This window comes from Rhodanobacter aciditrophus (genome assembly GCF_050026795.1).
In the GTDB taxonomy this organism is placed as follows: Bacteria; Pseudomonadota; Gammaproteobacteria; order Xanthomonadales; family Rhodanobacteraceae; genus Rhodanobacter_A.
In genome coordinates this window covers 771,361-797,188 of sequence record NZ_JALBWP010000010.1, presented here as the reverse complement: position 1 = coordinate 797,188, position 25,828 = coordinate 771,361, and the positions used below count along the sequence as shown (strand labels likewise).

The 25,828-nt window shown below is 68.7% G+C and carries 24 protein-coding genes; 3 read left to right on the top strand and 21 right to left on the bottom strand.

Annotated elements, in window-relative coordinates:
• Positions 1-18: 18 nt before the first annotated feature.
• The 14 genes from ACQGNW_RS08430 to ACQGNW_RS08365 form a co-directional block, all read right to left on the bottom strand.
• Complete coding sequence (locus ACQGNW_RS08430) at positions 19-1,344, bottom strand: ABC transporter permease (RefSeq protein ID WP_426662671.1); 1,326 nt, start codon at positions 1,342-1,344, stop codon at positions 19-21.
• Positions 1,345-1,392: 48 nt separating this feature from the next.
• A complete protein-coding gene (locus ACQGNW_RS08425) occupies positions 1,393-2,652 on the bottom strand; it encodes an ABC transporter permease (RefSeq protein ID WP_426662670.1) in 1,260 nt (419 codons plus the stop codon).
• Between the two features lie 102 nt (positions 2,653-2,754).
• The gene (locus ACQGNW_RS08420) at positions 2,755-4,071 is read right to left on the bottom strand and encodes an ABC transporter permease (RefSeq protein WP_426662669.1); all 1,317 of its coding nucleotides are present in this window, start codon (positions 4,069-4,071) and stop codon (positions 2,755-2,757) included.
• 122 nt (positions 4,072-4,193) lie between these two features.
• Positions 4,194-5,432 (bottom strand): ABC transporter permease, encoded by a 1,239-nt coding sequence (locus ACQGNW_RS08415; RefSeq protein ID WP_426662668.1) that lies wholly within the window; start codon positions 5,430-5,432, stop codon positions 4,194-4,196.
• A 10-nt stretch (positions 5,433-5,442) separates the two neighbouring features.
• Positions 5,443-6,756, bottom strand: coding sequence for an ABC transporter permease (locus tag ACQGNW_RS08410; RefSeq protein WP_426662667.1), 1,314 nt, complete (start codon positions 6,754-6,756; stop codon positions 5,443-5,445).
• Between the two features lie 54 nt (positions 6,757-6,810).
• Positions 6,811-8,157 carry a TolC family outer membrane protein gene (locus ACQGNW_RS08405; RefSeq protein WP_426662666.1) on the bottom strand — a complete coding sequence of 449 codons (1,347 nt, stop codon included), beginning with the start codon at positions 8,155-8,157 and terminating at the stop codon, positions 6,811-6,813.
• A 49-nt stretch (positions 8,158-8,206) separates the two neighbouring features.
• Positions 8,207-8,932, bottom strand: a complete 726-nt coding sequence (locus tag ACQGNW_RS08400) for an ABC transporter ATP-binding protein (RefSeq protein ID WP_426662665.1) — start codon at positions 8,930-8,932, stop codon at positions 8,207-8,209.
• A 139-nt stretch (positions 8,933-9,071) separates the two neighbouring features.
• On the bottom strand, positions 9,072-10,343 hold the full coding sequence (locus ACQGNW_RS08395) for an efflux RND transporter periplasmic adaptor subunit (protein WP_426662664.1): 1,272 nt from the start codon (positions 10,341-10,343) through the stop codon (positions 9,072-9,074).
• A gap of 250 nt (positions 10,344-10,593) precedes the next feature.
• A complete protein-coding gene (locus ACQGNW_RS08390; protein ID WP_426662663.1) occupies positions 10,594-13,107 on the bottom strand; it encodes a TonB-dependent receptor in 2,514 nt (837 codons plus the stop codon).
• Between the two features lie 80 nt (positions 13,108-13,187).
• Positions 13,188-15,206, bottom strand: coding sequence for a tetratricopeptide repeat-containing sulfotransferase family protein (locus ACQGNW_RS08385; RefSeq protein ID WP_426662662.1), 2,019 nt, complete (start codon positions 15,204-15,206; stop codon positions 13,188-13,190).
• Positions 15,207-15,310: 104 nt separating this feature from the next.
• The gene (locus ACQGNW_RS08380) at positions 15,311-15,610 is read right to left on the bottom strand and encodes a hypothetical protein (protein ID WP_426662661.1); all 300 of its coding nucleotides are present in this window, start codon (positions 15,608-15,610) and stop codon (positions 15,311-15,313) included.
• Between the two features lie 45 nt (positions 15,611-15,655).
• Complete coding sequence (locus ACQGNW_RS08375; protein ID WP_426662660.1) at positions 15,656-16,201, bottom strand: hypothetical protein; 546 nt, start codon at positions 16,199-16,201, stop codon at positions 15,656-15,658.
• 90 nt (positions 16,202-16,291) lie between these two features.
• Entirely contained in the window at positions 16,292-16,513 is a 222-nt protein-coding gene (hemP, locus tag ACQGNW_RS08370; protein ID WP_426662659.1) for a hemin uptake protein HemP, read from the bottom strand.
• A gap of 90 nt (positions 16,514-16,603) precedes the next feature.
• The gene (locus tag ACQGNW_RS08365) at positions 16,604-17,572 is read right to left on the bottom strand and encodes a potassium channel beta subunit family protein (protein WP_426662658.1); all 969 of its coding nucleotides are present in this window, start codon (positions 17,570-17,572) and stop codon (positions 16,604-16,606) included.
• 185 nt (positions 17,573-17,757) lie between these two features.
• Here ACQGNW_RS08365 and ACQGNW_RS08360 point away from each other — a divergent pair, with 185 nt between their 5' ends.
• Complete coding sequence (locus tag ACQGNW_RS08360; RefSeq protein WP_426662657.1) at positions 17,758-19,248, top strand: alpha-L-fucosidase; 1,491 nt, start codon at positions 17,758-17,760, stop codon at positions 19,246-19,248.
• A 7-nt stretch (positions 19,249-19,255) separates the two neighbouring features.
• On the opposite strand, the gene ACQGNW_RS08355 is transcribed toward ACQGNW_RS08360, so the two are convergent.
• Positions 19,256-20,161: a LysR family transcriptional regulator gene (locus tag ACQGNW_RS08355; RefSeq protein WP_426662656.1), complete on the bottom strand. Its 906-nt coding sequence runs from the start codon at positions 20,159-20,161 to the stop codon at positions 19,256-19,258.
• A 90-nt stretch (positions 20,162-20,251) separates the two neighbouring features.
• Here ACQGNW_RS08355 and ACQGNW_RS08350 point away from each other — a divergent pair, with 90 nt between their 5' ends.
• The gene (locus ACQGNW_RS08350; protein WP_426662655.1) at positions 20,252-21,196 is read left to right on the top strand and encodes an NAD-dependent epimerase/dehydratase family protein; all 945 of its coding nucleotides are present in this window, start codon (positions 20,252-20,254) and stop codon (positions 21,194-21,196) included.
• A gap of 106 nt (positions 21,197-21,302) precedes the next feature.
• Here the strand turns inward: ACQGNW_RS08350 and ACQGNW_RS08345 are convergent, their stop codons facing one another.
• The 3 genes from ACQGNW_RS08345 to thiL form a co-directional block, all read right to left on the bottom strand.
• Positions 21,303-22,103, bottom strand: coding sequence for a hypothetical protein (locus tag ACQGNW_RS08345; RefSeq protein WP_426662654.1), 801 nt, complete (start codon positions 22,101-22,103; stop codon positions 21,303-21,305).
• Between the two features lie 127 nt (positions 22,104-22,230).
• Positions 22,231-22,737, bottom strand: coding sequence for a phosphatidylglycerophosphatase A family protein (locus ACQGNW_RS08340; protein ID WP_426662653.1), 507 nt, complete (start codon positions 22,735-22,737; stop codon positions 22,231-22,233).
• Positions 22,734-23,702, bottom strand: a complete 969-nt coding sequence (gene thiL, locus ACQGNW_RS08335) for a thiamine-phosphate kinase (protein ID WP_426662652.1) — start codon at positions 23,700-23,702, stop codon at positions 22,734-22,736. The genes ACQGNW_RS08340 and thiL overlap by 4 nt, the downstream gene beginning before the upstream one ends.
• 136 nt (positions 23,703-23,838) lie before the next feature.
• Here thiL and ACQGNW_RS08330 point away from each other — a divergent pair, with 136 nt between their 5' ends.
• On the top strand, positions 23,839-24,297 hold the full coding sequence (locus ACQGNW_RS08330; protein WP_426662651.1) for a nuclear transport factor 2 family protein: 459 nt from the start codon (positions 23,839-23,841) through the stop codon (positions 24,295-24,297).
• Positions 24,298-24,304: 7 nt separating this feature from the next.
• Here the strand turns inward: ACQGNW_RS08330 and ACQGNW_RS08325 are convergent, their stop codons facing one another.
• Genes ACQGNW_RS08325 through ribH form a run of 3 tightly spaced genes read right to left on the bottom strand, consistent with a single transcriptional unit; the run spans position 24,305 to position 25,751 of the window.
• Positions 24,305-24,844, bottom strand: a complete 540-nt coding sequence (locus ACQGNW_RS08325) for a GNAT family N-acetyltransferase (protein ID WP_426662650.1) — start codon at positions 24,842-24,844, stop codon at positions 24,305-24,307.
• On the bottom strand, positions 24,844-25,290 hold the full coding sequence (nusB, locus tag ACQGNW_RS08320; RefSeq protein ID WP_426662649.1) for a transcription antitermination factor NusB: 447 nt from the start codon (positions 25,288-25,290) through the stop codon (positions 24,844-24,846). Before nusB ends, ACQGNW_RS08325 begins: the two co-directional genes overlap by 1 nt.
• Complete coding sequence (gene ribH, locus ACQGNW_RS08315) at positions 25,290-25,751, bottom strand: 6,7-dimethyl-8-ribityllumazine synthase (RefSeq protein WP_426662648.1); 462 nt, start codon at positions 25,749-25,751, stop codon at positions 25,290-25,292. Before ribH ends, nusB begins: the two co-directional genes overlap by 1 nt.
• Between the last annotated feature and the right edge of the window lie 77 nt (positions 25,752-25,828).

Here is a 25,828-nt window from a genome sequence, read left to right as displayed (position 1 = left end):
AGACAGGCCCGGGATCCGTCACAAGGTCTTCAGCTGCAGCGCTGGCGCGATGCGGCTGGCCCGCAGCGCCGGCAAGGCGCCCGCGAGCAGGCTCACCGCCACGGCCAACACGAAGGTGGCGAGGAACATCGTGGCGTCCAGGTGCGCGAGGCTCGCGTATTCCACCGGTTGCCGGCGTATCAGCCACAGCCCCAGCAGCGAGAGCAGCCAGCCGCCGACACCGCCCAGCAGGCCGATCAGCCCTGCCTCCACCAGGCACTGCGCGAATACCGCGCGGCGCGTGGCGCCCAGCGCGCGGCGCACGCCGATCTCGCCGGCACGGCGCAGGAACTTCGCCAGCAGCAGCCCCACCGTGTTGAACAGGCAGATCGCGAGGAAGGCAAACGCCAGCCAGGTCTGCAGGCGTACGTCGCTGGGCACCACGTGGTTGAAATCCAGCCACTGCATCAGGCTCATCATGCGAGTGTTGTCGCTGTTGCCGATGCGCCCAAGCTGCTTCTGCTCGGCGGCGTAGCCGGCGAGGAAACCCCGGTAGTCGCGCAGCTTCGCCGCATCGTCCAGCTCCACCCACAACGTCACCCACAGGCAGGGCGAGTTCTGCAGGGGCTTGCTGCCGACATCCCATTCTGCCCAGCACGTGAATGGCTCGAGGTCGGTAGGCGCGATGTCCTCGCTGGTGCCGAACGGCAGGAACACGTCCTCCGGCCTGGCGTAGAAGCTCGCGGTATCGCCGTTCGCGAAGCGCCCACCGGCCACGTCGAAGAACGCCGGCGATGGCCGCCATGGCGCCAGCACGCCCACGATGCGCACATCGCTTCCCTTCAGCCTGAGCGTGCGCCCAACGCTGTCGGCGCCGCCGAACACCTTGCGATTGAGGTCGTCCGAGATCACCGCGATGCGGGCTTTCTTCGCATCGTCGTCAGCGCTCCAGCCCTGACCGTACTCGAACGGCGCGCCGAACATCGCGAAGAAGTCGCTGGTAGTGGCCAGCACCGACGCCATCAGCGGCGGCTGGTTGACCTCCGGCGCGCGCAGCTTCAGCGTGGCGCGTGCGATCAGCGCCTGGCGGTTGGCGCGATGCGCGCTCCACAGGTCCATCGCCGAGCGGTAGTCCATCATGTCCCAGGGCTGATGCTGCGGGTCCGGCTTGGGCGACGGGTCCACCTGCGGGTAGTAGATGTGCTGGCTGCGCCCCGGCAACGGGTCGCCCGACAGCAGATGCATCACCGTCAGCGTGGTCATCGACGCGCCGATGCCCACCGCGATCGCCAGCACCATCAGCGCGGTAAGCGTGCGGTTGCGCTTGAGGCTGCGCAGGGCAAGGTCGAGGTAGTAGCCGAACACTTCACATCTCCTCAGTTGCACTCCCCTCCCCGCATGGAGAGGGGGCGATCAAACCGCGCGCGTGGCTGTCACCGGCGGCACGTTGGAGGCGCGCCGCGCCGGCACGAACACCGCGCACTGGCCCAGCACCAGCACCGCCACCACGCCGATCAGCGCGTAGAACACCGGCAGGCGATCCATCTCGTAGTAGCGCATCAGCGCCAGGTTGAGGCCGATGGCCATGCCGATGCCGATCAGCGCGCCGCTGCCCGCGATCAGCAGGTTCTCCAGCTGGAAGTAGTGCAGGATGTCGACCTTGCGCGCGCCGAGCGCGCGGCGCACGCCGATCTGCCGGTGGCGTTGGCCCACCCAGAAGCTGGTGAGGCCCACGATGCCCGCCGCGGTGACGCTGAGCAGCACCAGGCAGATCACGCCCATCAGGATCGCCATGCCCACGTCGGCGCGGTAGGCCTCGGCGCGGATGTCGGCGAACGATTTCACGCTGTTGTCGTCGAGCACGCGCAGCGGATTCACCCGATACAGCGCCGGGGCCACCGCGCGCATCGCCGTCTCCAGCTGGCCCGGCTTGGTGCGCACCGCGTAGCGCGCGTAGTTCGCGTCGAGCCGGGTCGGCACCAGGGTGGCGTTCCAGGTGAAGCCGTTGACCCAGGTGCCGGTGGCAGGCACCTGCAGGCGCGCCACCACGCCGACGATGGTGCTGGGCGTGCTGCTGCCGTCGAGGTAGATCGCCTTGCCCACCGCGTTGCCCTGGGGGAACAACTTGTCCGCCAGCGCCTTGGTGACCATGACGATCGGCCGCGGAGGATTGTCGCGGAAGCCCTGGTGCTGCACGTCGCCGGCATTGAACGCGCGGCCGGCCGCCAGCTTCAGGCCCAGCGTGGCCATCGCCTGCTCGTCGGTGAAGTAGTACGTGGTGCGCACGTTGCTGCCCTTGTCGCTGAACTTCACGCCCGGTTTGGTCGAGGCCGCACCGTTCCAGGACGAGTTGAGCAGCGGCAGCGAGTTGATCGGCGCCACCGAGGCCACGCCGGGCAGGCTGCGCAGCGCGGCGAGGTCCTCCTTCTGCATGGCATCGAGCTTCGCCACGCCGTCGGCCGTGTCGGCGCTGGGCGCGCCCACCCACTGCTGGGTGACCAGGAACAGGTTGCTCTCGTCCAGCCCGGTGGGGCGGTTCACCCGGTCGATGCGCTGGCCGATGATGAAGATGGCGTTGCAGACGATCGCCAGCGTCAGCGCGATCTGCAGCGAGATCAGCACCACGCCTGCCTTGTGCTTGCGCAACGCCGCGATCATGGGATGCAGTTTCATGGCGGAATCCTCTCTGCACGTCATTCCAGCGAACGCCGGAATCCAGTGCCTTGCTGTAGTTGAAAGTCGCTGGACCCCGGCCTTCGCCGGGGTGACGACCGGCTAGTTGCTCTTCAGCTGCCACGCGGGCTGCACGCGCGAGGCTCGCCAGGTGGGGTACAGCCCGGCCAGCATCGTGGCGATCACCGCCACCAGCAGGGTGAGCACCAGCAGCGATACGTCCAGCCGCGCCAGCGCGGCGATGTCCTTCGGCATCACCCAACCCACGCTGGCCACGCCCGCACAGGTCAGCAGCAGGCCCAGCACGCCACCCGCCGCGCCGACCATGCCCGCCTCGGTGAGGAACTGCAGGTAGATCGCCTTGCGCGGCGCGCCCAGCGCGCGGCGCACGCCGATCTCGGCGCTGCGGCGCAGGAACTTCGCCAGCAGCAGGCCGATGGTGTTGACCAGGCACACCAGCAGCAGGCCAAGCGCCACCAGCAGCGAGACCTTGGTGTCGCTGGGCACCACGTGCTGGTTGTCCAGCCACGCCGGCAGATCACGCAGGCGGTTGTTCGGCGCCCAGCTGAAGCGGCCGGCCTGCTGCTGCTCGCGCGCGTAGCCCTGCAGGTAGTCGCGGTACCTCGTCACCGCCGCCGCATCGTCCAGCTCGACCATGTAGGCGATCCACACGCATTCGGAATGCTGCAGACCGGCGAAGCCGGGCTCCTTGGGTATCGCGTTGCAATTGGTGTTGCCGTCGTTCTGGATGTTGGCCTGGATGGCGGTCTGGAACGGCAGGAACACGTCGTCGTACTGGCTGTTGAAGCCGCCCGAGTTGACCACGTCGTAGAAGCGCGGCTGCGGGTTCCAGTCGTTCAGCACGCCCACCACGCGGTAGTCGCTGCGCTCGATGTTGACCGTCTTGCCCACGCTGTTGGCGCCGCCGAACAGTTTCTGGTTGAGCTTGCTGCTGATCACCACCACCTGGGCACGGTTGGCGTCGTCGCTGGCGCTCCATCCGCTGCCGTACAGGAACGGTACGTCCAGCATCGGGAAGAACTCGCCGTACACTGCATGGCCGCTGACGTTGATCGGATGCTTGGTGGCCTCGGCGGGCACGATCGAGGGTGAGATCTGGTACATCGCCGACTGCAGCCTGGCGCGGTGGTCGCGCATCAGTGCGGTAGCGTCGGTGTAGTCCATCGCGTTCGGTGGGTCGCCGTCCGGCTGGCGACCGTTCGGCCCCCAGTTGTCGACCTGCGGCACGAACAGCTGCGACGACTTCCACGGAATCGGGTCGCCCGACACGGCGCGGAACACCGACCACGAGGTCATCGACGCGGCCACGCCGAAGCCGATCGCCAGCACCATCAGCACGGTGAGGCCGGGGCTGCGTTTCAGGCTGCGCAGTGCCAGATCCAGGTAATAGGTGAACATTGCGTCTCTCCGGTGATTTGTCTCCTCCCCGTTTGCAGGGGGAGGTCGGGAGGGAGGCCTCGCAAGATCGAAAGCACCCCGCCCAGCCCTCCCCTGCGCGCAAGGGAGGGATCAAAAGCAACTCACACGCTGCGCGTCGCCTCCACCGGCGACACGCGCGATGCGCGCAGCGCCGGCGCCAGCACGGCGCCCTGTCCCAGCAGCAGCAGCACGACCACGCCGATGCCCACGTAGGCCATCGACATGCGACTCATCTCGAAGTGGGTGACCGTCCACAGGTTGAAGGCGATCGCCAGCACGGCGCCCAGCAGCACGCCCGCCGCGCTGATCAGGAAGTTCTCGGTGAGGAAATAGCCGAGAATGTCGCGCTGCCTGGCGCCCAGCGCGCGACGCACGCCGATCTGCTTGCGGCGCTGGCCCACCCAGAAGCTGGTGAGGCCCACGATGCCCGCCGCGGTGATCGCCAGCAGCACCACGCTGATGATGCCCATCAGGATCGCCATGCCGCGGTCGCTGTCGTAGGCGCGATGGCGGATCTCGGCGTAATCCTGGATGCCGTCTTTCGGATCGATGATGCGCATGCGGTTAAGCGCGAACAGCGCCTTGGGTGCCTCGCGCATCGCTGCGGCGAGCTGGCCCGGCTTGGCGCGCACGATGTAACTGATGCCGTACGGGTTGTCCAAACGCATTGGCCAGATCAACGACTGCCCGGCATAAGGCTTGTTCCACCGATCCGTGCCCTGCCGGTGCAGGTCGTCGACGATGCCAATGATCGTCGTCGGCACCGTGCTCATCGAATAGAACGACTTGCCCAGCGCAGAACCGTCGGGGAACAGCCGGTCGGCCAGCGCCTTGGTCACGATGACCACCGGCGGGACGTTGATCTCCTGGGGGCCCATGGCGCCGACTTCGTCCGGACGGAAGTTGCGCCCGGCGATCAGCCGTGTGCCCAGGGTATCGAGCAGGTGCTCGTCGCCCAGGTACACCGCCGAGTCGGTGGTCATCTTGACCTGATCCGGCGTCATCATGACGTAGTTGTCCCAGCCACTGCCCTGCAGCGGATAGCCATTGCTGGGGGAAGCGTCGCGCACGGCAGGCAGCTGTCGCAGCGCGACCATGTCGGCCTGTATCTGCGCGTCGATCTGCTGCGCGGACATGTTGCCGGCCCACTGGTTGTCGATCACGAACACGTTGTGCTCATCGACGCCGCTGGATTCGGACAGGCTGGCCAGGCGCTGATGGATGATGAAGAGTGCGTTGCACACGATGGCCAAGGTCAGCGCGATCTGCAACGCGATCAGCAAAGTGCCCGCCTTGTGTCGGCGCAGGGCGACGAGGATGGGCCTGATCTGGATATTCATGGCTGTCTCCTCAGCTCGACTTCAATTGCCAGGCCGGCTGCACGTGCGCCGCGCGCCATGCCGGATAGAACGCCGCGAGCACGGTGGCAATGATGGCCACGGCAAACGTGAGCGCCACCAGCGACAGATCGAGCCTGGCCAGCTTCGCGATCTCCGGCGGGAACAGCACCCCCACGCCCGACACTCCCACTGCGGTGAGCAGCAGTCCCAGCGCGCCGCCCGCCAAGCCCACCGTGCCCGCCTCGATCAGGTACTGCGCGTAGATCTCCTGCCGCGTCGCGCCAAGCGCTCGGCGCACGCCGATCTCGCCCGCACGGCGCAGGAACTTCGCCAGCAGCAGGCCGACCGTGTTGACCAGGCAGATCAGGAAGAAGCCCAGCGACACCATGAGCGAGATGCGGCTCTCCGGCGGCACCACTTGCTCGTGGTCGAGCCACTGCATCACGTCGCGCAGGCGCACATTGGGCGCCCAATTGAAGCGGCCAGCCCGTTGCTGGTCGGCCGCATAGTTCTCGAGGAAACGCCGGTAGTGCGCGGCATCGGCTGCACTGTCCAGTTCCACCCACGGCGTGACCCATACGCAGTTGCTCTGCAAGTAGTCCTGCCAGGTCTTGAAAGTGAGCTTGCCTCGGCAACTGTTCCGGCCGGCGGTGCGCATCCGCAGATCCAGCGCACGAGTGAACGGCATGTAGAAATCGGACTCGTCAGCGAAACCGCTGGTGGTGAACATGTCGAAGAAGCGCGGTTTCGGGTTCCAGTAGCGGGTTACGCCCACCACACGGTAATCGTGCCCACCAAGATTGATCGTGCGCCCCACGCTGTTGGCACCGCCGAACAGCTTCTGGTTGAGCCGATCGCTGATCACCACCTCGGTGCTACGCGTCTGGTCGTCCTGCGCGTTCCAGCCGCCGCCGTACCGGAACGGCACATCGAACATCGGGAAAAAATCGCTGTAGACGGCATAACCGCTCGCGGCAATGGGCATATCGCGTTCACCTTCCGGCATAACCGACACTTGCACCGGATACAGCAAGGTTTGGCGCTTCGCCTCGTGCGCGCGCATCAACGCCATCGCGTCGATGTAGCCCAGCGCTTCCGCCGGCTCGCCGCCCTTCAGGTTCTGCTGCGGGCCCCAGGCATCGATCTGCGGCGTGAACAGCTGCGCCGACTTGTCCGGAATCGGATTGCCCGACACCGCGCGGAACACGGAATACGTGATCATCGATGCGGCCACGCCGAAACCGATCGCCATCACCATCAGCAGGGTGAGGGCCGGGTTGCGGCGCAGGCTGCGCAGGCCGAGCTGGAAGTAGTAGGTGAACATCACGTTCCTCTGTCGGTTTTCCCCTCCCGGGCTTGCCGGGGGAGGAAGCGAAACTCATTGCAGCAAGCCGTTGACCGCTTCCAGGTCGCGCAGGTCGATCGTTCCGGCGGCCTGCTTGAGCAGCAGCTTGTTGAGCACGAACTGGTGGCGCACCACGGTGTATTCGCTCTGCATGCTGGCGAGGTACTGGATGGCGAACACCACGTTGGTCAGCGACTGCGTGCCGATGGTGTAGCCCGCTCGCATCGAGGCCACCGTCTTCTGCGCGGCCTCGACCGAATCGCGTGCGCTGTCTACCTGCTCGATGCCGTCCACCACCAGGTTGAAGTAGTTGGCGGCATCGCGCGCGGCCTGGCGGCGCTGGGTTTCCAGCACGCCCTGGTCCGCATCGCGCTGGTACAGCGCCTGCTTCACCCGCGCATGCGTGAGCCCGCCGCTGAACAGCGGGATGGTGAGCGTCAGGCCCACCGTGGTGGTGGCCGGCCCGTAGGCGCCCGTGCCCGGCATGGCGCTCGACCACTGGCCGAACTTGTTGTAGCCCACCCCCGCGGTGAGCGTAGGCAGGTGGCCGGCGCGCGCCGCCGTCACCTTGTGCTCGTCGCTGCTCACGGCGTAGCGCGCGGCGAGCACGGTGGGGTTGGTCTTCAGCGCCGCGTCCACCCAGGCCTGCTCGCTGTCCGGCTGCGGCGCCTGCATGGGCAGGTCGTCGCGCAGCTTCTTCAGCTCGCCCACCGGCTTGCCGGTGATCTGCTGCAGCGCCCGGCGCGCATCCTTGAGGCTGTCCTCCGCGCTGATGCGCTGCGCCTTGATGTACAGGTAGAGCGCCTTCGACTGGCTGACGTCCGCGGCCATCGACAAGCCGTTCTTGAAACGCGAGGAGGTCTGGTCGTACTCCTGCTTGTAGGCGTCCTCGTAGGCGCGGTCGATGTCCAGCAGGTCCTGCGACACCAGCACGTTGAAGTAGGCGTTGGCCACGCGCACGTACAGGTTCTGCAACGCGGCCTGGTAGGTCTGCTCCTGCGCGTCGCGGGCGGCGTGCGCCGCGCGCAGGTTGGCAATGGCGGACAGGTCGATGATCGGCTGGCTGAGGTTGCCGGTGAGGCTGCGGTCGCGCACGTGACCACCGCCGCCCGTCTGCACGATGTTGCCGTTGCCGGACGTGGTCTGGGTGCTGCCGCCGCTGTGGATCTGATCCATCTCCAGTCCCGCGGACAGCTGCGGCAGCAACGCGGCGCGCGCCGCCGGGACGCCCTCGGCCACCAGCAGGCGTTGTGCGTCGGCGGTGGCCAGCACCGGGTCGTTGGCGACGGCCTGGCGGTAGGCGTCCATCAGGTCCTCACCGTGCCCCGGGAACGGGGCGACGGCGAGCAGGAGCAGCACGGGCAGCAGCTTCACACGCATGGACTGGACTCGCAGTGGGCGGGCATGGGGACGACGGTTGCGGGAGGCATCAGGCCGGGCTGGCGTTGCCGCGCGCCGCGGCCACGCTGTTGTGGAAGCGCGGATCCTCGGCGAGGTCCACCACCTGGCCGTCGATGATGTGCACGTTGCGCTGCGCGCGCGCGGCCAGCTCGGGATCGTGGGTGACCATCACGATGGTGGCGCCTTCGCGGTGGATCTCCTCCAGCAGCTCCAGCACGCCGCGGGCCATCTGCGTGTCCAGATTGCCGGTGGGTTCGTCGGCGAGCAGCAGACGGGGGCTGCCGGCCAGCGCGCGGGCGATCGCCACGCGCTGCTGCTGGCCGCCGGAGAGCTCGGCGGGATAGTGCTTGTAGCGCGAGGCGAGGCCCACCCGCTCCAGTGCGTCCATGATGCGCTGCTTGCGCTCCGGCGCCTTCATGCCGCGGTAGCGCAGTGGCACTTCCACGTTGTCGAACACGTTGAGGTCCGGGATCAGGTTGAACGCCTGGAAGATGAAGCCGATCTTCTCGTTGCGGATCTTCGAGCGCGCATTGTCGTTGAGGTTGCTCACCTCGATGCCGTCGAGGTGGTACTCGCCGCCGGTGAACGTTTCCAGGAGACCGGCGATGGTGAGGAAGGTGGTCTTGCCCGAGCCGGAAGGCCCGGTGACGGCGACGAACTCGCCCTCCTTCACGTCGATGTTGAAATCGCGCAGCGCGTAGGTCTCCACCACTTCGGTGCGGTAGACCTTGGACAGGTGGGTCATCTTCAGCATGGTTCACGTTCCTCGGTGGTGGTGGATGGTGCTTTGAAGTCCCTCTCCTTTCGGGAGAGGGGCGGTGACCTCAGGCCGGGATCATCCCGGCTTGTCGCGGGGTGTCGGTGTGCATGGGGATCGCGCGGAGGAGAAGACCTCAGCGGGCAATCGCCACGCGCTGCGCGCCCTTGAAGCTGTCGGTACCGGAGATCACGATGCGGTCGCCTTCCTTCAGACCCTGCAGGATCTCCACCTTGTCGATGCTGGAGACACCCACGCGGATCGGCGTCTTGGTGGCGATGTCGTCCTTGACCACGTAGGCGTAGCTGCCGCCGGACTCGTCGACGAAGGAGCCGCGCTGCACGGTGAGCACGTTGTCGCGCTTGTCGAGCAGGATGCGCACGGACAGGCGCTGGTTCTGGCGCAGCTGCTTAGGCGTGGCGCCCTCGAAGCGCACGCGGGCGGCCACTTCGCCGTTCACCACTTCGGGCGAGATCGCGCTGACCAGGCCCTTCCAGGTATTGCCGTTGCCGCTGATCTCGCCGGTCATGCCGATCGCCAGGTCGCGGGCGAAGCTTTCCGGCACCTTCACCTCCACTTCCAGCGCGGTGAGGTCGATCACGCTGAGCAGCTGGGCGTCCTTGGCCACGGTGGCCACCGGCGCGATGAAGAGCTGGCCGACCTGGCCGTCCACCGGCGACTTCACGTTGAGGTCGTCCACCTGGCGCTGCAGGTCCTGCACCACCAGCATCTGGTTGTCGTGCGCCAGCTTCTTCGCCTGGATGTTGAAGTTCAGGCTGTCGTTGCTCATGCCGAGATCGTCCTTGGCGTGCGCCAGGGTGATCTTCGCCTTCTCCAGGTCGTCCTTGGCCTTGTCGACCGCCACCCCGGTAGAGGCACCGGCGGCGTAGGCCTTCTGCTCGCGGTCGAGGTTGTTGGCGGCGCTCTTGGCGTCGATCTGGGCGTCGTCGTAGGCCTTCTGCAGGGCGCCGCGCTTGGTGCGCGCATCCACCTGCGCCTGCAGGTAGTCCACCTTCATCGCGTCGGCCTTGGACTGCTCCTGGGCCAGCTTGTTGCGCAGCTCGGGGCTGTCGATCACCGCCAGCACCTGGCCCTTCTTCACCGCGTCGCCGGCGCGCACCTTCAGCACCGCCGCGCCACCGTAGGTGGCGTAGAGCGTGGGGCTGTTCGCCGCCACCACCTTGCCTTCGGCGGCGATGTCGCGCACGAACGGCCCGCGCTCGACGGTGGCGAAGGCCAGCCGCGACGCGCTCACCGAGGCGTCGGCCGAGAACAGGCGGAGGATGCCGGGCATGGCCAGTGCCAGCACCACCAGCAGGGCGACGCCGCCACCGATGAAGAGCAGGCGGCGCTTGCGGTTGGGCTTGGCTACGACCAGGCGGTCTTGTGCGGAAGTGTCGCGGATCATCGAGCGTTCCCCGGCCGCGGACAGTGCGGCCACGTGACCAGTTGAGCAAGCTGCGTGCCAGCCGAATGGAACAAAAAAACTCCATTGTTTTCAGCTGCCTGGAACGGAATCTCCGGGCGAAGCAGTGTCCGCGGACACTCCTCGGACAATCGGACGAACACGGCGCCGGCCGGCGCTGCGGACGCGGAAACGCGAAGGGCCCCGGCGCGAGCCGGGGCCCTTCCTCGCTCCTTGCGAAGCGCGCTGCCGCCTAGAAGTCCTGCTTGAAGCGGATGCCGAACGTGCGCGGCTGGCTGACGCCGGTGTAGACCTGCCCGTTCGGATACTGCGGCACCACGCCGTGCGCACCGCAGATCGTCACCCCGCACTCGGTGAACTTGTACAGCACCGCCCGCTCGTCGAACGCGTTGTCGACATAGGCATCCAGCGACCAGCTGCCCTTCTGGAAGCCGGCGGACAGGTCGACCGAGTTGTACGCGGGCAGGTCGCCGAGCAGGCTGCGCTCCTCGAGCCGCAGATCGCTCGTGCGCCTGCCCACGTGCACCAGTGCCGCCTGTACGTAGCCTTCGTTCTCGCCCATGTCGAAGCTGTAGCGCGCCACCAAGTTGCCCTTGAAGCGCGGCGTGATTGGCAGCTGGGTACCCTTCGGCGCCTGCGGCCCAGTCACCACCGAGCCGTTGGACGGATTGATCGAACCGGCGGGGCAGTAGGTGACAGGGTTGCCGTCGGCGCCCGTGAATCCGCAGTAGTTGGCGGTCAGCTTGGCGTCGTAGAACGCGACGCCCGCGCTGAGGTTGAGATTGTAGGTAGCCTGCCAGACCAGCTGCGACTCCAGCCCGTCGATGCGCGCCGAATTGGCGTTCTTGATGATGGTGAGGCCGTTGGGACCGAGGATGTTGAACTGGAAGTCGTTCCACTTCTCGCGGAACACCGCGCCATTGAACGACAGCCGATTGCCGAACCACGAGGTCTTCCAGCCCAGCTCGAGGTTGGTCAGGTAGTCCGCCTGGTAGGGCGGCAGCGCGCCGGCACGGTTGACGCCACCCGGGCGGTAACCCTCGGAGCGGGTGGCGTAGACCATCGCGGTGGGCGAGATGTTCCAGGTGAGGTTGAACTTGCCCAGCGAGCCGCTCTGCTTCACCTGCTTGTTGAAATCGAGGCACGGGGCGCCGAGGAACGGCTGGTTCGAGATGCAGCCCGCCTCGCCGTAGCTCGAGTTCGGCGAGAAGCCCTTGCTGAAACCGTAGAAGCCGTACAGCCGGTTCTCGCTGCGGAAGTAGCGCCCGCCGACCGTGGCGGTGAGCGTGTCGGGAATGATGTCGTAGGACAGTTCGCCGAACACCGCCTTGTCGTAGTCGTAGCGCATCTGCCGGGTCAGCCACAGCGTGTTGGGCCAGCCGCTCACCGACAGCGAGGTGGCCAGGTTGGCGATCTGGTAGTCCTGCATGATGTCGTGCTTCTGTTTCTGCCAGAACACGCCGGCGACCAGCCGCAGACGGTCGTCGGCGGGCGAAACGATGCGCAGCTCGTGGCTGTCGTTCCGGTAATGGTCGCGGTCGTTGATGAATTCGGAGGGATTGATCAGCGCGCCGGCGTTGTCGGTGATGTATGCACCGTAGGACAGCAGGGTGTCGTACCAGAACGAATAGTCGTTGTAGTCGGTCGCTTCCTCCTGGTCGCGCTTGAGGTGCGCATAGGCGTACGTAAGGTCGAAGTTGCCGATCTTGCCCTGCACGGTCAGCGCGCCCTGCCACCAGCGGTCGTCGACACGCTCCGGGTAGAAGTGGGTGACCGCGAGGTCGCCGACCGCAGGATCGCTGGCGAAGGTGCCGTGCGAGATCGTCTGCTGCCCCATGATGGTCGGGCTGATCGACCAGTTGTCGTCGAGGTCGACCTTCAGCGCGGCGCGGGCGCCCTGGGTGTTGGCGTCGTTGTAGTGGTTGCGGGCGTGCCCGTGGCATTCCAGCATCGGCCCCGGCGTGCAGTCGTCGGCGTTGCTGATGGTGATGCCGGAGACCGGGAACGTGCGCGTGCCGGCCTTGTTGTCGATGTAGCCGGCGTCATGCTCGCGCCAGCCCACGATGCGCACCGCCGCGCTGTTGCTGAGCGGGATGTTGAGCATGCCGTCGCCGGTGTAGCCCACGCCGCCGTGCGCCACCTTGTCGACACCCAGCTGGTAGCTCGCCGCGAAGCGGCCGGGGTCCGGCTTGTTGGTGATGATGCGCAGCGCGCCCGCCTCGGCGCTGGCGCCGTACAGCGACCCCTGCGGCCCGGCCAGCACCTCGATGCGGGCGATGTCGTACATGTGGATGTCGAGCGGCCCCTGGATCGTGGTGACTGGCTGGTCGTCGAGATACACGCCCACGCTCGGCTGCGAACCGGAGTGGTTGGTGTTGCCGCCGCTGGCCACGCCGCGCATGTAGATGGTGGCGAAGCCCGGGCCGGTGGCGATGCCGCCGCCGCCCTGCTGGAACGTGACGCTGGGCAGGTATTTCACGTAGTCGTTGAAGTTCTGCACGTGCAGCGCGTCGAGCTGGTCGTTCTCCAGCACGTTGATGCTGATCGGCACCTTCTGCAGGTTCTCGGTGCGCTTCTGCGCGGTCACCGTCACTGCGCTCAGCGTCGTGGTTTTCGGCTTCGTCTTCGCCGCCGGCGCCGTGGTGGACGTCGCGGCCTGCCCCGCATCCTGCGCCAGCGCCGGCGCGGCGATGGCCAGGCAGATCGCCGCCGCCAGCGGCAGCCTGGCCAATCCGGCCCGCGGCATTCCCGTGATCCGCTTCAACCCATTCGTGTGCATAAACCCTCCCCAGGCTAGTCCACGACCATCGATCGGTATCGAACCCCCTACATCCCCTCCGGCGCCTCCGGATAGCTCTCCAGCACCGGCCCCAATGCCGACACCAGCGGCTCCAGCCACGCTGCGTAATGCCGCCAGTGATCCACCCCTTCGCGATAGATCGGCTGGCGCACCTGCTCCGAACTGGCCGTGCGCACCGGCCGCGTGTTCTCGAAGAAGCGCAGGCAGGCCGCCTCGAACGGCAGGCCGCAGTAGTCGAGCAGCCGGCGCACCTCGCCCTCGGTGTCCTCGACCATGCGCTCGTACACCACGCGATGCACCCGCCCGGGCAGCACGGCGTCGAAATGCGCCATCAGCGCCACGTAGTCGCGGTAGTAGCGGCCGATGTCCGCGAGGTCGTAGCTGAAACCCTGGCCGCGCGCGAAGTGCTGCTTGAAGGCCGAGAAACCGCACGCCATGGGGTGCCGGCGCGCGTCGATGATCTTCGCGTTCGGCAGCATCAGCTGGATCAGGCCGACGTGCATGAAGTTGTTCGGCATCTTGTCGATGAACAGCGGCGCCGCGGTCTTGCGCTGGATGCGGGTGTGCGCGAGATAGCGCTCGCCGAGCGCGCGCAGCGCAGCGGCGTCCAGCGCCGCCAGCGCCGCGTGGTAGGGCATGACTTCGTCGGCGTCGCCCTGCTGGCGCAGCAGGCGCGTGATCGAGGTGACCTCGGGCAGCTCCATCGTGCCTTCGACCTGGCTGTGGCTGGACAGGATCTGCTCGACCAGGGTGGAGCCGGCGCGCGGCAGGCCCACCACGAAGATCGGGTCGGGTGCCGGGCAGCCGCTGCCGGCACGCGCGACGAAGAATTCGCGCGTGTAGCGCCCGCGGATGTAGCGCACCCGCGCACTGGTGTCGTCGGCGCTGTAGTCGAGCTGCGTGCGGCGGATCGCGTTGCCCTGCGCGTAATGGCGGAACGACGGCCCGTACTCGCCGGCATCCTCCAGCGCCTTGCCCACGGCGAACTCCAGGTGCAGGCGGTCGTCCCCGGCCAGGTCCGCACGTGCCAGCTGCGCACGCATCGCGGCCAGTTCGTCGGCACCGAAGCGGAAGGTCTTGAGGTTGGCCAGGCTCCACCAGACTTCGCCGAACGACGGTTCGAGTTCCAGGCTGCGCCGGTAGGCGGCGATGGCGCGCTCGAGGTGGCCGGCGGTCTTCAGCGCATGGCCGTAACTCACCCACAGCTTCGGGGTGTCCGGGTAGCTCTCCAGCAACTCGGCGTAGATGCGGATGGCCGGTTCGTAGTCGCCGACCCGGCACAGCACCACCGCCTTCAGGTTGCGGCAGCCGACGTCGGCGGGATCGGCGGCCAGCAGGCGCTCGATCTCGGCCAGCGCCTGCTCCGGCCGGTTGCTGCGATGCAGGACCAGCGCGTAGTTGCGGCGCGCCTCGCGGAAGCCCGGGGCCAGCTCCAGGCAGCGTTCGAGCAGGTTGAGCGCGTCCTCGTTGCGGCCCAGCCGGGCGGCGACCTCGGCGAACATGCGGATCGCCGCCACGTCGGTGGGCGCCCGCTTCAGCTGCGCGCGCAGCAGCGCTTCGGCCTCCGGAATGCGGTTCTCGACCAGGGCCACGGCGGCGTCCAGCAATTGCGGGTCGCGGGTGGAATGACGCACGTGGCTGGCGTAGGCCGCATCGGCGGCCTCCTGTTCACCGGCCGCCATCAGGCAGTCGCCGAGCGCGCGCCAGGCCTGCGGCAGCCCGGGCTGCAGCGCCACCGCCCGGCGCAACGCGGCGATGGCCTCCTGCCCGCGACCGCCACGCGCGAGGGCCAGCCCCAGGTCGAGGTGGATCGCCGCCCATTCGGGCCGGGCCTGCGCCAGCGGCACCAGGATGGCCAGCGCACCGGAGAGGTCGCCCAGCAGCAAACGCGCCGCCGCCAGCAGTTGCAGCGCGGGCGCATGGCCGGGGGCGACCTGCAGGATCTCGCCGAGCTGTTCGGCCGCCAGCGTCGGGTCGCGTTCCAGCAATCGCGCGGCGTGGGCCAGCGCCTGCTCCAGCGTGCCGGTGGCGGCGGCCTCCGTCACGTGCCGGCTCGCCGCGGCGATGCGGGCAGCCCGCGCGGGTCGCATCCCGGGTGGCGTGGCGGGAACACGGCGCGTGGCATGGGCGACGGCAGCTCCTCGGAGGTTCACGGCAATCTAGCACCCAGATCCGACAGGCAGGTAGTGGCGGTGTTCGGGCCGGCGCGACGGTGGCCACGCGCACCGCAATCAACCACGCATTGCCCGCGACGCGCGGAGCTGCGGATGCGCCCGAGCGGGAATTGCGGCGACGCGGGGGCGGGATAGCCCGCGCCGGCATCCGCAGCCTGCGCCGCAACGGTGATGCCGGGGTGCCGGGCCTGCTCGCGCACGCGGCCTCCGCCGGCCGACGCTACGCCCGCGAACTGGAGGAACCGGCCACCGACGGTGTCGCGTTCAAGCGGCATTTCCACGGCGCCGGCGCCGACGCCCCGCGAGACCGGCGCTGGTCCCTACCCCGCATGCGCGCGCACGATGCGCCCGGCCAGTTGCCGGCCCAGCGGCGACAATCGGGTGACCGCTTCGCCGCGCAAAAGGTCGAACCCGGCCAGCCGCTGCCGATGGAAGCGCAAGGGGTACGCGGTCAGCGCGCGCAGGTGCGGCGGCGGCAGGGCTGGCACCGGTGCGCCGCGGTCCAGCAGGCGGTCCCAGCCCAGGTAGTCGGTGTCCGGCAACAGGTGCAGGCGCAGGCAGGGGAGACCCTCGCCGTCGAGGCCGTCGATCCACTCCCGCGGTCCGTCCGGCGCGATCTCGCTGACCGCCAGCAGCCATTGCACGCGCAGCAGCGGCGCCAGCGCGGGCGTCGCCACCAGCACCCCGCACGGCCGCCGCGGCAGGTCCGGAGCGCACGCAACCAGCGGCATGTACAGCACACTGCCAAGTGTCGGCAGCGAGGCGGCCAGGGCAGCCGGCGTGATGCGCAGGCGGCATCGGCAGGCATCTTCGCAACCGGCTCGCGGAAAACATTGCAGCAGCTGTCGCCACCACGGACTCGACATCGCCTGCCTCCGGCATCGCGCACGAGGGCCGACCGGCCCGACCAGGGCACGCGGCCTGTCGCCCGCGCACCGGAACACCCGCCGTTGCGGCTACTTGGTGAGAATCAGCTTGTCGTTGCGGGTGAGCCGCAGGTGGTACTCGCTGCCCTGATGCTGGATCACCAGCTCGCGCCCGCCGTCCAGCAGCGACTGGCTGCTGACGCGGCGCACGGCAGGCGCCGCGTCAGCAGAGCGGGGCTGCAGCGAAAGACGTGGCAGCGGACGGACAAGCCGCGCAGCAGCAGGGAGACTCAAGGTGGTGGCGATCGACATGGGCGACTCCGCATGGATTACAGTCTGAGTTAATGATAATGATTCTCATTAGACTGTCAATCGCCGCGACGGAAGCCGCTTGTCGCAGGCTCACCCCACCGCCTGCAGCACGCGCTGGCGCATCGCCTTGTCCAGCTTCGGCAGCACCTCCAGCGCGCCGAGATTGTGTTCCAGTTGTTCCAGCCGGCTGGCGCCCAGCATCACCGTGGACACGTTCGGATTGACCAGGCACCAGGCGATGGCCAGTTGCGCCGTGCTGCAGCCCAGCTCGTCGGCCAGCGGCCGCAGCCGGCGCGCCTTCGCCACGCGCTCGCCCCGCTCGCCCAGCACCCTGTCATGCAGCCAGGCGTAGTCGGGGTGCGCCAGCCGCGAGTCGGCCGGCACGCCGTGGTCGTACTTGCCGCTGAGCAGGCCCGAGGCCAGCGGCGACCAGGTCGTGGTGCCCAACCCGAAGTCCTCGTACAGCGGCGCGTATTCCACTTCGACCCGTTCCCGGTGCAGCAGGTTGTATTCCGGCTGCTCCATCGACGGCGCCGCGAGATGGTTCGCGTGCGCCACGCGATGCGCCTCGCGGATCGCCTCGGCGGGCCACTCGCTGGTGCCCCAGTACAGCACCTTGCCCTGGCGCACCAGCAGGTCCATCGCCGCCACGGTTTCCTCGATCGGGGTGTCCGGATCGGGGCGATGGCAGAAGTAGAGATCCAGGTAGTCCACGCGCAGGCGCTGCAGGGCCTGGTGGCAAGCCTCGATCACGTGCTTGCGCGACAGCCCGCGCTGGGTGGGTTTCGGATGGTCGTAAGGGCCGAAGTACACCTTGCTCGACACGCACCAGCTGTCGCGCGGGAAACGCAGGTCGGCCAGCACGTCGCCCATCAGCGACTCGGCCGCGCCGTTGCCGTAGGTCTCGGCGTTGTCGAAGAAGTTCACCCCGCGGTCCCAGGCCAGCGCCAGCATGTCGCGCGCCAGCGAGCGCCCCACGCTCTTGCCGAAAGTCGCCCAGGCGCCGAAGGAGAGGACGGAAAGCGGCAGGCCGGAACGGCCGAGGCGGCGGTATTGCATGGGAGGCTCCATCAGCGTGCGAGGGACGATCGGCGTGGGTCGATCCCTGTGCATGCTGCGTCGGCGCCTCGGGCCGATGCAAGTCTCGCGACTTCCCGTCGGATCATATTTGAACATATACATCATATTTGAATATAGTGACCCGGCCTGACGTCACGACATCCCCCACTGCAGAGGCAAGCTCCATGGATCGTCGCCGTTTCCTGCTCGCCGGCTCGGCTGCCGCATCACTGGGCGCCCTCGGCCTCGCCCGCCCCGGCCATGCCGACGCCGCGCCCGCGCCGTCCACCGCCGGGCCACGCCCCCGCCCCACGCCGCAGCAACTGCGCTGGCAACGCGACGAGCTGGCGATGTTCGTGCATCTCACGGTGAACACCTTCACCGGCAAGGAGTGGGGCGACGGCACCGAATCGCCCAGCATCTTCAACCCGCGCAGGCTGGACGCGCGGCAATGGGCGCGCACGGCGAAGCAGGCCGGCTTCCGCGGCATGATCCTCACCGCCAAGCACCACGACGGCTTCTGCCTGTGGCCCACCGCCACCACCGAACACTCAGTGAAAAACAGCCCGTGGAAGAACGGCCATGGCGACGTGGTGCGCGAGTTCACCGACGCCTGCCGTGCCGAAGGCCTGGGCGCCGGCATCTACCTCTCGCCATGGGACCGCAACGCCAGAAGCTACGGCAGCGGCCAGGCCTACAACGACTACTACATCGCCCAGCTCACCGAGCTGCTCACGCGCTACGGCAGGATCGTGGAGGTGTGGTTCGACGGCGCCAACGGCGAAGGCCCGAACGGCCGCAGGCAGGCCTACGACTGGCCGCGCATCCACGCCACCGTGCGCCGCCTGCAGCCCGACGCGGTGATGTTCTCCGACGCCGGCCCCGACGTGCGCTGGATCGGCGACGAGAAAGGCGTGGCCGGCGGAACCTGCTGGTCCAGCATCGACCCGGCCAGCGTGCCCTACCCCGGCTACGACCGCCCGTGGGTGGGCGACCTGCTGGGCCACGGCGACCCGCACGGCAGCGCGTGGCGCCCCGGCGAATCCGACGTGTCGATCCGCCCCGGCTGGTTCTGGCATCCCGAGGAAAACGACAAGGTGCGCTCGCCCGACGGTCTGATGGAGCTGTACTTCAGCACCGTGGGACGCAACAGCAAGCTGCTGCTCAACGTGCCGCCGAACCGCGACGGCCTGTTCGATCCGGAAGACGTCGCCTCGCTGCAGGGCTTCGCCGCCCGGCGCAGCGCTCTGTTCGCCGGCAACCTGCTGCAAGGCGGCAGCGTGCACGCCAGCAGCAGCGACCTCGCACACCCGGCCTCCAGCGTGCTCGACACCAATCCGGACACGTACTGGAGCGCCGCGCACAGCGTGCGCGACGCGTGGCTGGAAATCGAGCTGCCGCGCGACGTCGAATTCGACACGCTGGAACTCGGCGAGGCGATCGCCTTCGGCCAGAACATCGCCAACTACCGTGTCGAGACCTGGAACAACGGCGCATGGCAGCCGCTTGCCTGGGGCACCACCATCGGCCACAAGAAGCTCACGCGCTTCGACCCGGTGCGCACGACCAGGCTGCGCGTGTTGCTGGAATTCGCCTACGGCACGCCGCGGCTGTCGCGCGTGGCGGCGTATCGCCGCCCGGACGGGCGCTACGGGCCGGGGCACAACGAAAAGTGATGTCCTCTCAGGCGCCCTCGGCCACGTAGGCCGTCAGCGCCTCGAACAGATGGTCGTAGACCAGCCGCACGCGGCGGTTCGTGCGCAGGTCCTCGTGCATCACCAGCCAGGTGTCCAGATCCAGCGCGAAGGCAGGCACTACGCGCAGCAGCGAACGCTCGCGCCGGGCCAGTGCATGCTGGCATGCACCGACGCCGTAGCCGGCACGGAGCGCGGCCAGTTGCGCCAGTGTGCTGTCGGTGCGCAACGCGAAGTGGCTGCGCGTGAACACCTCCGCGCCCGGCAGGCGGGCGCGCATCGCGCGCAAGGCCGGCGTCTCGCGATCGAAACCGATCAGAGCATGGCCATGCAGGTCCGCCATCTCGCGCGGCGTGCCATGCGCCTTCAGGTAGCGCCGGTGCGCATACAGCCCGATCCCGATGGCGCCCACGCGCCGCGCCACCAGCGCGGCCTGGCTCGGTCGCAGCATGCGCACGGCGATGTCGGCGTCCTTGCGCAGCAAGTCCTCGGCGACGTCGGACAAGGAAAGCTCGACCACGATGCCCGGTTGCTGCCGGCGCAAGTCGGCCAGGATCGCGGGCAGCACCTCGCCGCCGATCACCTCGCTGCAGGTGATGCGCACGACGCCGCGCACCTCCTGCCGGCTGCCTGACGCCGCGCGCCGCAGCGCGGCGGATGCGGCGGCCATGCCACGCGCATGCTCGGCCAGTTCGGCGCCCACGTCGGTCAGCACCAGCCCTTGCGGGGAACGCGTGAACAAGGCCACGCCCAGCATCGTCTCCAGTTGCCGCACGTGCCGCCCCAGGCTGGGCTGGGTCATGCCCAGCGTGCGCGCCGCCGCGGACAGGCTGCCCTCGCCCGCCACCGCAAGGAAGGATCGATAGAGGTCCCACGCCGGCTCGTCGTTGCCCATACATTTATTTATAGCAAATGTTTACCGCTAGGCAATTTCCAAACACCTCGTCCAACGCCAAGCTGGCCGCACCCAACCCGGAGTACGGCCATGAACACAGCAAAGACAGCCCTGATCCTCGGCGCCACCGGCGGCGCGGGTGGCGAGATCGCCGCGGCCCTGCTGCGCCGCGGCTGGACGGTGCGCGCGCTGGTGCGCGACGCCACCCGCCCCGGCCTGGACCCGCGCGTCGACTGGCGCGAAGGCGACGCGATGCACGCCGACGACGTGATGCAGGCCGCCGCCGGCGTCGACGTGCTCGTGCACGCGGTGAACCCGCCGGGCTACCGCGACTGGCACAAGCTGGTGCTGCCGATGCTGGACCACAGCCTCGCCGCAGCCCGTGCCAACGCGGCGCGCCTGGTGTTGCCGGGCACGGTCTACAACTACGGTCCCGATGCCTTTCCCCTGCTGGCCGAGGACGATCCGCAGCAACCACTGACCCGCAAGGGCGCGATCCGCGTGGCGATGGAGCGGCGGCTGGCCGACGCCACCGACGTGCGCAGCCTGGTCCTGCGCTGCGGCGACTTCTTCGGGCCGCGCGCCGGCAACAACTGGTTCGCGGCGATGGCGAAGCCAGGCCGCCGCTTGCGCGCCCTGTTGTACCCGGGCCGCCACGACCTGCCGCACGCCTGGGCCTATCTTCCCGACGTGGGCGAGGCGGTCGCGCGGCTGCTGGAGCGCGAGGGCGAACTCGAACGTTTCGCCCGCTTCCACTTCGCCGGCCACTTCATCGATGGCGATGCCCTGCTCGCCGCCGTGCGCCACGCCACCGGCAATGCCACGTTGCCGCTGCGCGCCTTCCCGTGGTGGCTGACGCGGCTGGCGGCGCCGTTCGTGGTGCTGCTGCGCGAACTGCGCGAGATGCGCTACCTGTGGCGCGAGCCGCTGCAACTGGACAACCGCCGGCTGCAGGCCTGGCTGGGCGAGGAGCCGCATACCCCGCTGGATCAGGCCGTCGAAACCACTCTGCGCGGCCTTGGCTGCGCGGCGTGAATTCAGCGCACGGAGCGCGGCGCGATCACCAGTACCGCCGCACGTCACGGCCGGGCCCATGGCAGCGTATCGCGGAACGAACCGCTGCCATGGCCGGGGACGGGACTCAGATCGCGCTGAAGTCCATGATCTTGAAGGTGATGTGTGCCGTGGCGTTCTCGCGGTCGAGCAGCATGGCGATGCCGTATTTGTCCAGGTAGGCGTAGTGCAGCCTGCTGGTCGTCACGCCATTCCTGTTGATGGACTCGCAGTCGAGGCCGCGCGCCGAACCGGCGATCTTCGGATTGAGGTTCGCCGCGCTGAAGGCCGCACCAAAAGCGCACTTGGTCTGGGTCTCGACCGACACGCGCGGCAATCCTTCGTAGATCTCGGTGAGCGCGTAGTCCAGCTGGCGGAGGCCGCTGGAGACGGCATCGAAATGGGAAATGGCGGTGGTCTGGATGATCCGGGGGGCGTAAGTCTGGTCCAGGCGCACAAGCTGCGAACGCAGACTGAGAATGTTCCGGTAGGTGAGGTTCAACGTCATGCTCACGGGTATGCCGTTGGCCGACATCGTTTCGACGCTGCGCATCATGCCGTTCCCCTGGTTTTCAACCACCCAGTGGCCGTCGAATTCGGCGATATCGGGGCCACCGACCTTCCTGCTGGTGGACCGCACATCCACCACCAGCCGGCCGAACCCGGCCGGAGTGGCATCCATGTTGACGATGGCGCTGCGCGCCTCGGCGGGCAACATGAACGGCGTGAACTGCCGGCTCGCGTAACCGTCGGTATCCTGCACGATCGACTTGACTGTCGTCTGTCCCTGCGTGATGGGCTGCCGCATCAGCGGCGGCGGCATGCAGCCGCCGAGCAAACCCGCCGTCATCGTCGCAAACAGGCCACACACGATCTTCCCAAGACGCATATCCGCTCCCCTGTGGACAGGATGCAAGAAGGCTGGCGTAGTCGATGGCTGCAACCATCCTGTGCCGCCGGTCCGCGGATGCTACCAACAAACGCCGGTCCCTCTGGCGATCACCGCCTGGATTGGCTCAAAGCACGCGCAGCGAGAGCCACAGTACGACTGCAGAGAAAGAACCCGCGGCCACGTCATCCACCATCACGCCCAGGCCGCCCTTGAGCCGGCGGTCGAACTCGCGGATCGGCCAGGGCTTCCACACGTCGAACAGGCGGAACAGCGCGAAGCCGGCGGCCACCGCCCACCACGGCGCGGCGAGCGCAGGCAGCAAAGCGATCCACAGGCCGACGAACTCGTCCCACACCAACGCGCGATGGTCGTCCACGCCCAGCGCGCGGCCGCCCATTTCGCAGGCCCACACGCCCAGCGCGAAACCCAGCACAATGGCCAGCAGATTGAGCGGCAGCGACAGCTCGCGCAGCAGCAGCCACGGCAGGATCGCGGCCAGCGAGCCGAAGCTGCCCTGCGCCACCGGTGCCAGGCCGGAGCCGAGGCCGCAGGCGATCCAGCCCGCCGGTGTGGCGAGCAGCGCGCGGCGTTGCGCGGGCGTCAGCGTCTTGCGTTCGATGGGGGCATTCATGCGGCGAAATGATCCCAGCCCGCATGTCCTGGCTCCAGCCAGCGACCGTCCGCACCGCGCACGCGCACGCCCTCGCCCGTCACGATGCGGCCGATGCGCGTGGCGCCGCAGCCCAGCCGTGCCAGGTCGGTCTGCACCTCCGCTACGCGCGCGGCGGGCACGCTGAAGCACAGTTCGTAATCGTCGCCGCCGGTCAGCGCGAAATCGCGCGCAACGGCTTCCTCGAACAGGCCGAGCAGCGCGGGCGAACGCGGCAGCAGGGCCGCGTCGACCTCCGCGCCCACGCCGCTGGCCGCGCAGATATGGCCGAGGTCCGCAAGCAGGCCGTCGGACACGTCGATGCAGGCGCTGGCGCGGTTGCGCAGCGCCAGCCCCGCCGCCAGCCGCGGCACCGGCCGGTTCAGGCGCTCGACCAGCGCATCGCGCATGGACGTCCGGACGTCCATCTGCATCGGCACCTGCAGGCAGCGCAGGCCCGCCGCCGCGTCGCCCAGCGTGCCGGTGACCAGCACCGAGTCGCCCGCACGGGCGCCGGCGCGCGTCAGCGCCTGCCCCGGCGGCACGAAGCCGTGCACGGCCACGCTGAGCGTAAGCGGGCCACGGGTGGTGTCGCCGCCCACCAGGGCCAGCCGGTGCTGGCGCGCCAGCTGCGCGAAGCCGTCGGCGAGGCCGTCGATGAAGTCGGCGTCCGGCCGCGGCAGGGTCAGCGCCAGCAGCGCCCAGGCCGGCACGGCACCCATCGCGGCAAGGTCGGACAGGTTCACCGCCAGCGCCTTCCAGCCAATGTCGGCCGGTGCGGTACCCGGCGGAAAGTGCACGCCCTCGACCAGGGTATCGATCGCCACCGCCAGCTCCTGCCCCGCGGGCACCGCCAGCAGCGCGGCGTCGTCGCCGATGCCCAGGCGCACGTCGTCGCGCGGTTGCGCGGTGCGTTCGCGAATGCGGTCGATCAGGCTGAATTCCATGGCGGTCCTGCCGGTGATGCGGCCCCAGAGCAGAGCATCCACACGCGCGCGACGCAAGCCCGTGACCTGCGGCGCATGCGCCGGCGCGGCGCCCGTGCAAGGCTGGCGCCACCTTGCCTGCCGGAGCCTGCCCGCCATGCGTTGCTTCCGCCTATGCCTTGCCGCACTCCCGCTTGCCGTTGTCGCCGCCCCGGCGCTGGCAGCCGCGCCACCGTCCGCCACCCGCCATACGGCCGTACTGGCGCCGGTGCGCGCGTTCTTCGCCGCCATGGCGCGCTACGACCAGGCTGGCATGCGCGCACAGGTGCTGCCCGCCGGCATGGCCACGCTGATGCGCGACGGCAAGCCGGTGCAGCTCGCGCTGGGCGATTTCGTGGACCACGTGAAGCCGAGCAAGTCGCGCATCGAGGAGCGCATCCGCGACCCGCAGGTGCGCGTCGACGACAACATCGCGGTGGTGTGGGCGCCCTACGTCTTCCTGCTCGACGGCAAGCCGCACCATTGCGGCACCGACGTGTTCAACCTGGTGCGGGTGGACGGCCGCTGGCTGATCGCCGGCATCGCCGACAACAGCCGCGACTGCCCGGCGAAGTAAGGGGCGCTCAGCGCGCGAACACCAGGGAAGGCCCGCCGTGGTAGGTGGTGCGCCGCCATTCGCGGAACCCGACCTTCGCGGCCACGCGGATGGAAGCGGCATTGCCTTCGTCGATAAGACACACGGCGCGCATGCCCGGCAGATGGGCGTCGGCCCAGGCGACGGCCGCAGCCACCGCCTCGGTCGCGTAGCCGCGGCCATGCACCTGCGGCGACAGCGCCCAGCCGCATTCCAGCATGCCCGCCAGCGGAGGCTCGATCTCGCGGCGGAAGTCGGCGAAGCCGACGTCGCCCACGTAGCGGCCGCCGGCCTTTTCCTCGACCGCCCAGTAACCGTAGCCGAGCATGCTCCACAGCCCGCGCGAGGCCAGCATGCGGCGCCAGGTTTCCTCGGCGCTGGACGGGCGGCCGCCGATGTAGCGCACCACGTCCGGATCGGCCCACATGGCGGTACAGGCGGCGTGGTCGTCGGGGCGGTGGGCACGCAGGCGCAGCCGCGCGGTGTCCAGCACCGGCACCTGTTCTTCCGCGCGGGCGCCGGCGTCCATCAGCCGCGCTTCTCGACCGCGCGCAGCTCGGCGGCCACCTTGTCCAGCACACCGTTGACGTAGCTGTGGCCGTGGTCGGCGCCGAAGCGCTTGGTGACCTCGATCGCCTCGTTGATCACCACGCGGTACGGCACGTCGGGGCGGTGCTTCAGCTCGTAGGCCGCCAGGCGCAGCGCGGCGCGCTCGATCGGGTCGACCTCGCCCACCTCGCGGTCGAGGTGCGGGCGCAGCACGGCATCCAGCGCATCGACGTTCTTCTCGACGCCATGCAGCAGGTCCTCGAAGTAGTCGAGGTCGGCCACTTCCATGTCCTGTTCGTGGCGGAACTGCTCGATCACCGCGTTCATGTGGCTGCCGGACAGCTGCCACGCGTACAGCGCCTGCAGCGCGCGGCGGCGGGCACGCGAGCGCGCGGCGAGGTCGATGCCCTCGGGACGCGCGTGCATCACAGCCGGCCGTACAGGTTGACCATCTCCAGCGCGGCGATGGCCGCGTCGGCGCCCTTGTTGCCGGCCTTGGTGCCGGAACGCTCGATGGCCTGCTCGATGCTGTCGGTGGTGAGCACGCCGAACGCCACCGGCACGCCGGAATCCAGCGCGGCCCTGGCCAGGCCCTTGGCGCACTCGCCGGCCACGAAGTCGAAGTGCGGCGTGGAACCGCGGATCACCGCGCCCAGCGCGATCACCGCGGCGTACTTGCCCGAGGTGGCCAGCTTGTGCGCGACCAGCGCGATCTCCCACGCGCCGGGCACGCGCACCAGCTCGATGTCGTCGTCCTTCACGCCGTGGCGCACCAGCGCATCGCGCGCCCCGGCCACCAGCGGCTCCACGACGAAGCCGTTGAAACGGCCCGCGACGATGGCAAAGCGGCCCTTGGGCGTGGCGAAATCGCCTTCGATGGTTTTCATGCGGGGAATGATCCTGAGCGGGCGGCAAGCCCATGCGAGGCGGCCATTTTACGGGTTTGGCGGCGGCGGTGCTCGAA